At 32.8% G+C, this 14,299-nt stretch carries 10 protein-coding genes; all 10 read right to left on the bottom strand.

All coding sequences use genetic code 11. The features are described from left to right. Nucleotides 1–20: 20 nt before the first annotated feature. On the bottom strand, nucleotides 21–1,922 hold the full coding sequence (locus tag ACKGJY_RS06835; RefSeq protein WP_413973122.1) for a RagB/SusD family nutrient uptake outer membrane protein: 1,902 nt from the start codon (nucleotides 1,920–1,922) through the stop codon (nucleotides 21–23). 12 nt (nucleotides 1,923–1,934) lie between these two features. After that, nucleotides 1,935–5,081: a SusC/RagA family TonB-linked outer membrane protein gene (locus ACKGJY_RS06830; RefSeq protein ID WP_413973121.1), complete on the bottom strand. Its 3,147-nt coding sequence runs from the start codon at nucleotides 5,079–5,081 to the stop codon at nucleotides 1,935–1,937. A gap of 594 nt (nucleotides 5,082–5,675) precedes the next feature. Continuing rightward, nucleotides 5,676–6,980, bottom strand: a complete 1,305-nt coding sequence (locus ACKGJY_RS06825) for a TRAP transporter large permease (protein WP_413973120.1) — start codon at nucleotides 6,978–6,980, stop codon at nucleotides 5,676–5,678. Between the two features lie 2 nt (nucleotides 6,981–6,982). Beyond that, nucleotides 6,983–7,474, bottom strand: a complete 492-nt coding sequence (locus tag ACKGJY_RS06820) for a TRAP transporter small permease (RefSeq protein ID WP_413973119.1) — start codon at nucleotides 7,472–7,474, stop codon at nucleotides 6,983–6,985. Nucleotides 7,475–7,477: 3 nt separating this feature from the next. Next, entirely contained in the window at nucleotides 7,478–8,449 is a 972-nt protein-coding gene (locus tag ACKGJY_RS06815; protein WP_413973118.1) for a TRAP transporter substrate-binding protein, read from the bottom strand. 2 nt (nucleotides 8,450–8,451) lie between these two features. Further along, entirely contained in the window at nucleotides 8,452–9,870 is a 1,419-nt protein-coding gene (uxaC, locus tag ACKGJY_RS06810) for a glucuronate isomerase (protein WP_413973117.1), read from the bottom strand. After that, nucleotides 9,867–11,048, bottom strand: coding sequence for a mannonate dehydratase (uxuA, locus tag ACKGJY_RS06805; RefSeq protein ID WP_413973116.1), 1,182 nt, complete (start codon nucleotides 11,046–11,048; stop codon nucleotides 9,867–9,869). The genes uxaC and uxuA overlap by 4 nt, the downstream gene beginning before the upstream one ends. Nucleotides 11,049–11,056: 8 nt before the next feature. After that, nucleotides 11,057–12,022, bottom strand: coding sequence for a Gfo/Idh/MocA family protein (locus tag ACKGJY_RS06800; protein ID WP_413973115.1), 966 nt, complete (start codon nucleotides 12,020–12,022; stop codon nucleotides 11,057–11,059). A 19-nt stretch (nucleotides 12,023–12,041) separates the two neighbouring features. Next, nucleotides 12,042–12,869: an SDR family oxidoreductase gene (locus tag ACKGJY_RS06795; RefSeq protein WP_413973114.1), complete on the bottom strand. Its 828-nt coding sequence runs from the start codon at nucleotides 12,867–12,869 to the stop codon at nucleotides 12,042–12,044. A 351-nt stretch (nucleotides 12,870–13,220) separates the two neighbouring features. Next, nucleotides 13,221–14,222: a GntR family transcriptional regulator gene (locus ACKGJY_RS06790; protein ID WP_413973113.1), complete on the bottom strand. Its 1,002-nt coding sequence runs from the start codon at nucleotides 14,220–14,222 to the stop codon at nucleotides 13,221–13,223. Between the last annotated feature and the right edge of the window lie 77 nt (nucleotides 14,223–14,299).

Below are 14,299 nucleotides of genomic sequence, written 5' to 3'. Positions count from 1 at the left end.
TTAAAACGAGTTATTAATGTTTACCAACCCGGATTTTGAGGAAAGCCTTCATAAAACTGTGTTTGATTAGCTTCAAAAGGTAACCAATAGTGTTTAGGATACTCACATACTCTATCTACAAGTACAGCTTCTTCAAAGAACGTCCAATCTCTATCAAAATTTAGTTTTGTCTTTATTCTATATTTATCCTCGTGTGCAACACCCCAACGACGAATATCTACCCATCTGTGTGCTTCGTAAGAGAGTTCTACAGATCTTTCTCTTCTTAACTCATCCATGAATTTATTGCTATCAGCTACGATAGCAGGGTTTACATTATCAACACCAGCTCTGGCTCTAAAAATATTAACTACTTGTTCTGCAGTTAATGGAAAAGAACTTGGTGCAGTAGTTGCTCCTCTAGAAACATGAAGCGCTTCTGCATACATAAGGTATACATCAGTTAATCTCATGTGAAGACGAATACCAGTGAAATTTCTTATAATATTATTTCCTGCTTGTGAATGGTACTGTCCATCAATTTCTGGATAAAACTTCTTAAACATGTAACCAGAGAAAGAAAAATTATTCCTATCGCGATGTGCACCAGGAACACCATTTTCATCAGTTGAATATAATTTCAACGTTCTATTAACCTCTGGTATACCAGCTCTTGTACCTAGTGTATCACGGTCTGCAAATACCCATGCGTAAAAGCGAGGATCTCTGTTATCAAATGGTCTTAAAGGATTATACGTTGGAGTACCAAAATCACCGCTTAAATCATCTTCTATTGATAATCCATTAGCCATTCCAAAGTTGTTATGTATAAAATTATGAGTTGCACTAGTACACTGTGTTCCTCCAGAAGCAATAGGTCTTGGCATACCAGTAGACATAAAGCTAATAGAAGAACCAACATGAGATCCTGCAGAACCTGCAAAAATTAACTCTTTTGCTTCTGGTACTAAAGCAGGCCATGTATTTCTGGGTGTTTCCCACAGTACTTTTTTATAATCTTCCATATTAGTAGCCAAACTGTACACTCCAGCTTGTTCTAGTTTTAATACTTCTGCAAAAGCGTCGACTGCCATAGCAGCCAATTCTGTATCATAAGTATAAGTATTAATACCTGGTTGATTATTGAAAAACATTAGTGGACTAGCCGCTAATAACAAATTTTTACCTTGAAAAGCATAAGCAGCACCTTTAGTCAATCTACCAGCATTCTGACCTCTAGTACCTTGTCCATAAGTCTCATTGTCCCAATCTACAGGTAACAACTCAGCAGCTCTTTTGTAATCTTCATTAATTGATAAAGCAACCTCTCTGTAAGTTTCTGGTCTTGGTATACTAATTTCTCCAACAAATACTTCTTGTATGTGCGGAAAACGTCCCCAAAACTTCATAACTTCATTATGAAAGAAAGCTCTGAAAAAATAGGCTTGACCTAAGATCACATCCTTTTCAGATTGACTTAAGCCTACCATCAAAGGTTCATTAGCAATTACAACATTGGCTTTACGTATCCCAAGCATACTGCCTGTCCATACTTTTGGCCTACCTCTACCCTGTTCTTCATTAGTACTTCCTGTTGTTCCATTATTTTGATTAGTTTGAAATCTATTGTTTTTATGCAAGTAACTCAAACTATTTGATATCCAGCGATCTAGCTCACCACGATCTAACTGAGTACTATACTTAAAGGTTTGGGTATTAAACCCATCATCTCCATATATATAATCTTGAAAAGACCATCCATTGGTTCCATAGTCTACAACTAAATTATACATTTCCTCAACAAAACCTTGAGATGTTGTAAAAGTTGCAAAGACATCATTTATTTCTATTTGAGCTTCAGGTGGTATGTCTAAATATTCCTCGCAAGTGAACGTAGACATTAGCCCAAAGAATAAAACTATTTTTAATACTTTATTTTTCATAATTCTATTTTTTTAAAAATCTAAATTAAAACCGAAGTTGAATCTTGCCAAGTTAGGATAATCACCTCTAAAACTAGAATCGGCAGTTAAACTACTATTAAATTCCCTATCATCTGGTAAATCTGTCCATAAAAACAAATTATTACCATTAGCAAAAATAGTTGCTCCTTTTATACCTAATTTTTGACATGTTGCTTTAGGTACTGTATAGTTTAAAGCTATTGCTCTAAGTCTTGTTAAAGAACCATCCCAAAAGCTTCTTCTTGGGTCGCTAGCACCTTGATCAAAAGAAAAAATGGGTTGTGTTCGTGTACCTGTTGGGTTATCTTTAGTCCAATACCCTAACTCATGAGCAAAAAATGTATCAATTTGATTATTAAAAGTTCTACTGGTATAATTCCTATTTGAATTTTGAGTACCGTAAAACTGAACAGATAACCTTAATCCTTTATATTCTGCTCCAACAGTAGCAGCCCAATTTTTTCTTGGTGCAACAGGAAAACCGAAAGGAATATTATCAAAATTACCATTATAAACGCCATCACCATCATAATCATGTAAATTGTAGTATCCTGTGCGTATAGAATTTTGACCATTAATTCTAGGTGTAGAACTGTATAGATCATCTATACTTTGAAGAATATCTCCAGGAATAGCAGATCTTGGTTGACCGATTGGAAAACCTGCTGCTTTTTGCCAAAATGGTCTAAATTCAGGATCTTCTCTATCTATAACAAGATCTTCTGCTTGGTTGAAATTGGCATTAAGAAACAACTTTAAACCGTTACCAAATGTATGATTAGCCCCTATTTGAAGTTCAAAACCTCTTACTTGTACTTCTCCTCTGTTAAAGGATGGCGGGCTAGCTCCAAACCATTCTGGCACAGCTCTATCTCCACTTTGTATTAAAATATTACTACGGTCTTCTCCATAAAAATCAAACTCAGCAGTAATACTATTATTAAGCAATCCTATTTCAGCACCAAAGTTGTATTTTATAGCAGTCTCCCATTGTAGATTAGCATTACCTACATTATCCTCGCTAAAAAACTCAAATTGTTCCCTCACGTTAGATTGCTCTGGATTTATAAAAGCACCTCCACCAATTGTAAACGTAGGAAGATATTCAAACCTATCTCCAGCTTGATCATCACCAATTAAACCATAAGACCCTCTAAGTTTAAGTTTATTTACCCAATCTACATCATTCATAAAAGATTCATTAGATACTGTCCAACCTAAACCCAATGCAGGAAATAAATCGAAACGAAAACCAGGTCCGTATTTTTCAGAACCATTGTAAGCACCACTAACATCTAAAAAATATCTTTTATCATAATCATATGTTATTCTACCTACCCAATCTTCTCGCAATGTTAAAAAACCATTACCTCTTCCTCGCTCTTGTCTTCTTACCAATGCTAAACCAGTAAATGAGTGTTTTTCTGCAAAAGTTCTACTATAATTTATAGAGAAGTCGTACAGAAGATTACGAACGATTGTATTATTTAGAATTTCCTCTTGTTCAAGTCTCCATGGAAACGGAACAAAATCAAAATCATTTATACCATTTGGAGACTCGATTCTCTCATTAAAAAACTGATCAAAGACACGGTATCTTACATTCTCTTGTCCATCAGCACCCTGATCTATAAGTCGTTGGCGACTTGTCGATCTATTATCTAAAGATAAACGTCCTTGAGCTGTTAAGCCATCTGTTATAAAATCTAAATTTTGTTTTAAAATAAAGTCGGTATTTATCTGAAATGTGTTGTTTATATCATATCCTGTATTTGTAAGCGTTACTAAAGGATTGGTATTTGCAAAAATATCTAAGTCATCTCTACCAAATGCTCCATCAGGAAAAACAGGTATATAAGCATTTGGTGCAAGCTCGTAAATAGAATTTGTAACTAAGTTTAAGTTACCTGGTGTTTGCTGCGTGCCGTAAAAACCACCAAGATTTACCGAAAACTCTGTAGTATTAGTTATACTAAAATCTAAATTACTTCGGAAATTAAATCTATCATAGCTAAATTCACTCTCATAACCCTTACCATTATCAAAACTAGCACCGTCAAAAATGTCAGATACAGTTTGGTATGCTAAACTGGCAAAGTATCTTGATTTTTCACCACCACCTCTAACAGATAAGTTAATACGGTAATCTTGAGCAGTGTCTTTTAATAAAGTATCACGCCAATCTACATTTGGAAATAAAAATGGATCATCTTCATCAATAGGGTTTCGGTATCTATCTGCTATTGCTAGAGGACGATAATTTGCCCATGACGCATCATCGTTGTGAGCTAGCTCACGTAATATAGACGAGTTTGCTTCTAATATTGCATCATAAGCACTCAATTTCTCTGGTAGTCTAGATACTGTTTTTAAAGTTGTATTGGCCTGAAGCGATAGTTGAGCCTTACCTTTCTTACCTCTTTTAGTAGTAATTAATATTACACCATTTGCACCTTGTACACCAAATACAGCAGTTGCTGATGCATCTTTAAGTACTGAAAAACTTTCAATATCGTTAAAATCGATATTATCTAAAGGTCTTGGCACTCCATCTACAAGGATTAAAGGACCACCAGTACCATTAAATGTAGCTAGACCACGAACAAAGATTTGTACATCATTACGTCCAGGAACACCACTACCTTGTATTGTAGTAACACCCGGTAAATTTCCTTGAAGTGCTTCTGCTACATTGGTGATACCTGAAGTTAGTTCTTGTAAGTCTTCACCTTTTAATTGTGTTATTGCTCCAACAACACTTTCCTTTTTTTGTGTACCATAACCAACTACTACAACTTCATCTAGACTTTCTAGATCTTCTTGCAGTCTAACATCAATGGTTGTTTTAGCACCTACTGGGATTTCAACAGTTTTGAAACCTACATAAGAAAATACTAACACTTTTTCTCCTGAAGTTAATTCTAAAGAATAAATACCATCAAAATCTGTGGAGGCACCTCGATTAGTACCTTTTTGTACAACACTTACTCCTGGTAAAGGTATCCCACTGGGATCTGTTACAGTACCCGAGATTTTTTCTTGAGCCTGAAGACTAGTTGGTGTGAAACTGGAAAACATTAACATCAACATTAAAGTTAATCCAGAAACAAAACAACTTTTCTTTAATTTGTGTTTCATTTTTAGTTTTAGTTTAAACATATAATTTAGTTTTTTTTTGGATCTCACTAGAACAATTATTGTAATACTAATAATCCTAGTAAGATGACAACAATTTTACAAATCATATTACATAAATGTGTCCTGTCCTATCCTGTTTTAAGAACTTTTTTTTAAGATAGTGTTAACATAATGTAAATATAAGAGATTTTAAGCCTATTCGTCAACTATTTAGGTATTTACTACAGTTACTAAACAAAAGCTATTATTGACTAAAATAATTATAACAAATATTTAAGAAATTATTAAATTTTCACTTTAGGCAAATCACAATGATATATACTTAGGATTATAGGTACCTAAAGAGTCTACCAAACATTCAATAATTTTAGCGAGAGTACTTATACTACATTTTTTTACTCTAGCTTTTTTTATGCATTAATTTTTGTACGTTTCCTAAAATAAAAATAGTGCTTTAAAAATTTAAAGCACTATTTTTATTTTAACCCATCTAAAAGTTTTTTAGAAAAAGGAACTAAGAAAGGTTAACATATACTATATCTTCTTAGAGCTTGACACTAATAATTAATATATGTGAATAACTCAAAACCGTATTTATAACTCGAATAATTCTGGGAGATACATAGAAATTTCGGGAATGTAAGTTATTAACAATAGTACCAAAACCATTATTAATAAAAACGGTAACAAAGGTTTTACTACTTGAGATACGGAAACATTAGCTATACCACTACCCACAAACAGAATAGTTCCAACAGGTGGTGTACATAAACCAATACATAAATTAAGTACTAAAACAATACCAAAATGCACGGGATCCATACCTAAAGCAACAACTACTGGTAAAAATATTGGTGTAAAAATTAATACAGCAGGTGTCATATCCATAAACGTTCCAATAATTAGTAATACGAGATTGATGACCAAGAATATCACGATTTTATTACTGAATTGTTCTAATAAAAACCCACTAATTAGTTCTGGGATACCTTCAAAAGAAAATAACCAAGACATTGCCATAGATGTGCATATTAAAAACATTACAACCGCAGTAGTTTTAGCACTTGTTAATAGAATATCTGGAAAATCCTTAGTACTTATATCACCATAAATTAATGCTAAAACAGCAGCATATAAAACAGCAATAGCCGAAGCTTCGGTAGCTGTAAAAACGCCAGCTACAATACCACCAACTACAATAAACAATAGTAAAAGACTAAAAAATGCTTTTCTAAAATAAGTCCATATTAATGATAATGGCGCGCGACTTCCTTTAGTAAACTTTCTAGTAATAGCTACAAATGCAATGTAACTCATAATTGCTACTCCTAGTAAAATACCGGGCAAATAACCTGCTATAAATAATGCGGCTACAGATGCAGTACCTCCACTAGCTAAAGCGTATACAATTAATATATTACTCGGTGGAATTAATAATCCTGTCGTAGATGATGTAATGTTTACCGAAGCACTAAATTCTCTTGGGTAGCCTTCTTCTTCCATTCTATCGGTCATAATACTCCCAATTGCAGATGTTGCTGCAATTGCAGAACCAGAAATGGCGCCAAATAACATAGATGCTAATACATTTACATAGGCTAAACCTCCTGGTAAACTTGCCACTAAGGATTTTGCAAAATTTATCAATCTATTTGCTATACCACCACGTTTCATTATTTCTCCAGCCAATACAAAAAATGGGATAGCCAATAATGCAAAACTGTCAATACCTGTTGTCATACGCTGTGCAATAGTTGTTACACCAGGTAATTTATCAATATTTAATAATAAACTTATGGTTGTTGAAATACCAATACTGTATGCCACTGGCACCTTAAGCATTAATAGCGTAAAAAAACTTGCAAATAATACGATAATACTTATTACTTCAATGCTCATGATTATTCGGTTATTTGGTTAGCATTAATTTTAAACATGTGGTATACTGAAAACCACATAATCAACAGTCCGCTTACAGGTAAAATAGCATATATATATCCTAAAGGAATGCGAAGCGTACCAGACAGTTGTCCTAAGTGTAAGGTAGTATACACCAAATTAAACCCACCTATTACCATGACAATAAGTGCGAAAGCAAAAATGAATATCTCAATAACAATTAATGCTTTTTTCTGAGTTTTTGGAGAAAATTTTTGATACAAAAAGTCCATTGATAGATGTAAACGTTTTGCATTTAAGTATGCTGCACCTAAGATAGACATCCATATTAAAGAAAAGCGTGCTAACTCTTCTGTAAATGCAAATGATGTATTTAAAATATATCTTGAAAATACTTGCCCTAAAACATCTATAACCAGTAGCCCAAAGATGAAAACCAAGATAATCTCCATGACTTTACATGCTTTGTCAAAAATAACATCTGCTGTTTTCATATTTTATTGATTTTTAATTTGATTGATAAGATCATTCATTTCTGGATGTTCTTTCATAAAAGCCTCTAGAACAGATTTTGATTGTTCTTGAAATAATGATTTTTCAGGAATAATTACTTCTACACCTGCTTTTTTTGCGGTAGCCATTGATGCTTCAACAGATTCATTCCAAAATCGTTTTTGAGCCTGTACAGATTCATCCATCGCTTCTTGAACCCACTGCTTTTCTTCTTCTGTAAGTTTATCCCAATATTTTGTTCCTATTAACAATACATCAGGCACAGAAGAATGTTGATCTAAGGTATAATACTTACTAACTTCATAATGATTTGATGACACAAATGAAGGTGGATTATTCTCTGCTCCATCAACTACGCCTTGTTGTATTGCAGTATATAACTCACCATAAGCCATTGGTGTTGCTGAACCGCCTAGTGCATTCACCATATTAATAGCCATTTGGTTATTCATCACTCTAATTTTTAAACCCTTTAAATCTTCAGGTGTTCTAATCGCTTTATTAGATGTATAAAAACTTCTACTTCCTGCATCGTAATAGCCTAAACCTCTTAACCAAAATTTACTCCCTTTTTCTAAAATAGATTTACCTACTTCGCCTTCTAAAACATCAAATTGATGTTGTTTATCTCTAAACAAATATGGAATTCCTAGTACATGATATTCTGGCACAAAGTTAGATAATGTGGCTGCACTAACTTTGGTTATAGCTACACTTCCTATCTGCAAAAGCTCAAGAACTTCACGCTCTGAACCTAATTGCCCATCAGGAAACACTTTAACATTCATTTTTCCCCCAGACTTTTCGTTTAACACTCTTTTAAACTCTAAAATACCTTTGTGCACAGGATGCCCTTGGGGTAATGTATGTGCTAAATATAAGGTTTGTGTATCGCCTTCCTCTTTACAAGAGGTAAATGCTAAAGCTAAAATACAGACTAAGAAAAATTGTTTCATAATTATTGTGTTTTAAAACCGAAATAGGTTTTGGCATTATAGTAACAAATGTCTTGAACCATTTTACCCAAAAATTCAATATCGTTTGGTATTAATCCTTGCTTAACATCTTCACCTAATAAATTACACAAAATACGCCTAAAATATTCATGCCTTGGAAAAGACAGAAAACTACGGCTATCTGTAAGCATACCAACAAATTTACTTAGTAAACCCATATTAGACAAACAGTTAATTTGTTTTTCCATACCATCTTTTTGGTCTAAAAACCACCAGCCAGAACCCCATTGCATTTTTCCAGGATAATCAGAATTTTGAAAATTGCCCATCATAGTGGCAAACACTTCATTTTGAGATGGGTTAAGGTTATAAGTAATCGTTTTTGCTAACTTATTTTTTAAATTTAAAGTATCAAATAATTTAGACATAGATTGCGCCACAGGAAATTCGCCTATAGAATCTACACCCGCATCTAAACCTATTTGCTCTAACAATCTAGTATTATTATTTCTAATAGCCCCAACATGCATTTGTTGTGTCCAACTTTTAGCATGATACATTTCGCATAGTTTTACAAGAATACAAGATGCAAACACATTAGCTTCATCTTTAGAAATATCATCACCTGAAATACGTTTTTTAAAAATTACATCAGCTTCTTCTTCTGTAAAATCGTAAGCAAAAATTTGTTCTAACCCGTAATCGGAAAGACGACACCCTAAACTATCAAAATAATCAATACGAGCCTGAATAGCTTTCAATAAATCTTCTAAATTTTGAATAGAAAATTCTACACAGGCAGACAACTTACTAATGTAATCTGGAAATGATGGCTTTTCTACCATTAACAAATTATCGGGTCTAAAGGTTGGAAAAACCTTGGTATAAAACCCCTTTTCTGCTATTTCTTGATGAAATTTTAAATCATCTATCGGATCGTCAGTCGTACAAATGACCTCAACTTTTAAATCCTCTAAAAGTTGTGCTGGTGTTTTATGTTCTAAAACAGCATTTGCTTTTTCATAAATGGCCTCGGCTGTAGTAGGTTGCAATAATTCATCTATATCAAAATATCGCTTTAACTCTAGATGTGTCCAATGAAACAAAGGGTTTCGCAACGTGTAAGGTACTGTGTCTGCCCATTTTAAAAATTTCTCTTTGTGAGATGTTGCTGCACTGGTGATAAAAATTTCGTCAATACCATTAGCTCTCATCGCCCGCCACTTGTAATGGTCGCCCTTAAGCCATGCTTCTGTTATATTTTTTATGGGTTGATTTTCTGCTATTAATTGAGGTGATAAGTGATTGTGATAATCTATTATCGGTAAATCCTTCGCATACTCATGGTACAATTTTTCAGCAACATCAGATTGTAATAAAAAATTATCTCCTATAAAGTTTTTAGAATTTAAACTACTCATAAATTTGTACTTTTAGCAATACCGTACTCTAATCCTCTTAATTCTGCTAAGCCACGTAACCTACCAATTCCTGAATACCCAGGGTTTGTTTTTTTACTTAAGTCGTCCAACATTTGGTGTCCATGATCTGGCCTTACAGGAATTTTATAATCAGCTCTCCCTTCTACTTGTCTCCTCTTTTCTTCTACTAAAATTTCTTTTACAACACTAAACATATCTACATCGCCTTCTAGATGGTTGGCTTCATAAAAATTACCATGCTCATCACGTTTAGTACTTCTTAAATGAAGAAAATGTGCACGATCTGCAAAACGCTTAAATATACCTACTAAATTATTATCAGACCTAACCCCTAAAGAGCCTGTACAAAATGTAATACCATTAGCTCTATCTGGTACGTTATCAAATAAATAAGCATAATCATCTTCTGTACTAACCACTCTAGGTAGGCCTAAAATTGGATATGGTGGATCATCTGGGTGAATACACATTAATACTTCGTTCTGAGAAGCAACTGGTATAATTTCTTTTAGAAATAACACTAAGTTTTCTCTTAACGTTTGTGCATCAACATTTTTGTAAGTATCTAATATAGTTTGAAATTGCTCTAATGTGTAGCCTTCCTCAGCTCCTGGTAAACCTGCAATAATATTATTTACAAGTTGCTGTTTTTGTGTATCATCTAAATGATCAAAATATGCTTTAGCAGCTGTTTTTTGAGAATCATTATAGCTATCTTCTGCTCCTGGGCGTTTTAATAAAAACAACTCAAACGCAGCAAAGGCATTAACATCAAAACGTAATGCTTTTGAGCCGTCGTCTACTTGAAAATTCAAATCGGTACGTGTCCAATCTAATACGGGCATAAAATTATAACATACTATATTTACACCACATTTTGCTAAATTTATTATGCTTTCCTTATAGCGTTCTATATAAGTTTTAAAATCTCCAGAACGTGTTTTTATATTTTCATGTACTGGAATACTTTCTACAACACTCCATGATAATCCAGAAGCTTCAATGGTTTGTTTACGTTTTTTAATTTCATCTATAGTCCATACTTCTCCATTAGAAATATGATGTAAAGCTGATACTACTCCTGTTGCTCCTGCTTGCTTTATATCTGATAAAGATACTGGGTCGTTTGGCCCGTACCATCTCCATGTTTGTTCCATTTATTATATTATGCTTTTGTAAATTCTTCCATTATATTTATAACCAATTCGCCATCTTCAACTGGACAAGGATTGCTGCGTTTACCTAAAAAGTAATTAACCGTTTCTTGAATCATAGGTTCTTGAATGTTAATTGGATTTTTAAATTCGAAGCTTTTTGTTATTTTTTTTGAATTGATTGTTAACTTTTCTTCATAAAAAGAAAACGTAATACTACCATCTTCACCATATATCTCACATCGATCTTCTTGTAAATGTTCTGGTATAGCAAAAGACCACATGCCTCTAAACTGAATTCCGTTTTCAAAATCAATAATACCGTTTACAGTATCATCAACTTTATTAATTTTTGATTGATTTACAGCTATACCTTTTGCCGTGTTGTAAGCGCCACAAAAATGATACATTAAGTCTATTTGATGTGGTGCTATATCATGAAAATAACCACCTCCAGAGACCTCTTCATCTAAGCGCCATGTTGCTTTAGAATTAAAGTTGAAGGGTTGCAAAAACCGTAGATCAATAAATTTTATAGCTCCAATGGCATTACTATCTATTAGATCCTTAACTTTTAAATATATAGGTAGAAACCTTCTATAATGAGCCACCACAAGTTTAGCAGTACTATTATTGACTGCTTTTGTTAACGTTGAAGCCTCTTTATTTGAAAGCACCATTGGTTTTTCTAAATATACATCTTTACCTAACTCTAAGGCTTTTAATGCATAATCAAGGTGAGTAGATGGTGGTGTTGCTATGTAAACGGCATTTATATCAGGATTTTCCAAAAGTTTATTAGCATCATCATACCATAATGGCACATTATGTCTATCTGCAAAATCTTTAGCTAATTCGCCATTTCTTCGCATTACAGCTAGTAATTTAGAATTATTACAATTCTGAAAAGCTGGTCCACTCTTTACTTCAGCCACGTCGCCACAACCTATAATTCCCCAATTAATAGTTTCTGTCAATGTCTTTAAAATTTAAAAATTATACGCCACTATATGCACTAAAACCTCCATCGATAGGTACTACTACTCCGGTTATAAATGATGCACCTTCGCCACACAACCATAATGTTGTACCAACTAAATGTTCTGGCTCTCCAAATTTACCCATAGGTGTTTGATCAATAATTTGATTTCCTCGTGGGGTTAAGCTACCATCACTATTGGTTAATAATGTACGATTTTGATCTGTTAAAAAGAATCCTGGCGCCAGTGCATTAACCCGGATACCTACTTTAGAAAAGTGTACAGCTAGCCATTGTGTAAAATTAGATATTGCCGCTTTAGCACCACTATATGCTGGTATTTTGGTTAATGGTGTAAAGGCATTCATTGATGATATATTTAAAATACTACACCCATCTTTACCAACCATATCTTCAGCAAAAATTTGAGTTGGCAAAAGCGTACCTATAAAGTTTAAGTTAAATACAAATTGAATTCCCGTAGGATCTAAATCAAAAAACGTTTTAAAGCCTTCTGTTTTATTTAATAAATCTTCAGCTTCAAGAAAAGGGTTACTTGTAGTACCTAATGGGTGATTACCACCTGCGCCGTTTATTAAAATATCACATTTACCAAAAGCTTCATTTACTTCTGTTTTTGCTAATAATAGAGAGTCTTTCTCTAATACATTTGCTTTAACACCTATAGCCTTACCTCCTGCTTTATTAATTTTATTAGCAACTTCTACAGCTGCATCTTTGTTTAAATCTAATAAAGCGATGTTATGCCCTTGTTTTGCTAATGCCTCTGCAAGAGTACTACAAAGTACGCCACCCGCACCCGTTACTACAATAGTTTTACTCATTATTATATATTTAGTTTAATTATGCTTGTCGTCTAAAAAAATCTACTTAACCTAGGATATTCAAAAAAAGACTATAATTTGCTTTATTCCAATACTAGGCTTAAAAAATGTATTATAATGTATCATTATTTGTACATTACTATACTTATTATTACGTTTTAAGCTCATATCAAAATTAAAAACATGAACTCTGTCAATTAAAAATTACGTAAACAAATATAAAAAACACGTATACCCATGCCGTCCTGCTCTGTCCTGACAAATACTAGAATTAAATTTTAATTTTAAATAAAAAACTTATAAATAAACGTATGGATTATTTTTTCAGTTTTCTAACTTACAACTTATAGTTTAAAGAGAGTCTCTTAATATAAGTTTAGTAGTTACATAGGTTTGTAAAGTTTCATTTGAAGTAATAAATGTTGCTACTTTTGCACCAAAATCTTTAAAATCAATCGAGATGACTGAAATACCTTTATATGTGAATTTTTTTAAAGGCGTATCATTATAAGACAATAGACCAACATCTTTTCCTAACTCAAAACTTCCAGTACTACATTGTTCTAAAACCTCATGAAGCATTCTATCATTCACAGTAATATAAGCTGTGTGTTTTTCAACTGAGAACGTTTTAGAATCTCTGCAAATAGTGTAGTCAAAATTATAGTTATTACAAAATCTTTTAAAATATACTAAGCTCTCTTCTGGATGATGCGTAAACTCTGGATAAACGAAACTTAAAACTTTATATTTTTTAAATAAATGCAAGCCCTCTTCTAAGCAAGTATAAAAGGCTTTTCCAAAATCTTGAAATACATAATTAGTTGTTTTAGAGAAATGAGTTTTAGCATCAATTAATAATAATTTATCGTTGTGTATTTTTGAAAGCGCACTAGAAACTTCTGGGTGATCAAACCCCATAACAATATATTTATAGTATCTATTATTATCGCTATTTAGCATCGTTTTAAAATTCTGAATATTGTAATGATGAAATTGTAAATCAATAATTACGTTATCTGGCAAACAACTCATAAAAGAATGATAAAACACCTCTTTATAGGCTTTAAAAGTGCTAATTAATAACAGAACTTTTTTTCTGCTTTCTGATATGTAATAGCCCTTATTAGGGGTAGATTTTATATACCCTTGCTTTTTAAGCATTGTGTAAGCCTTAAATACAGTATCGCGAGAAATACTATATGCTTTACTAAACTCGTTTATTGAGGGTATACTATCTCCACACTCGTAAGTATTAATGTCGATAGATGCTTTAAAAGCATTTACAATTTTAATATACTTAGGAATAGTATTACTATTAATATTTTCTAAAATAATTTTTTGATCAATCATGAAATAAAGACATCTAAAAGCAATCCTAAATAATAATGCCTTCATGTAATAACAGGCCTTTAAGATTGAATACTTTC

The sequence above is a fragment of the Hyunsoonleella sp. 2307UL5-6 genome (assembly GCF_047345485.1).
Classification (GTDB): Bacteria; Bacteroidota; Bacteroidia; order Flavobacteriales; family Flavobacteriaceae; genus Jejuia.
This window is presented reverse-complemented; position numbering and strand designations above follow the sequence as displayed.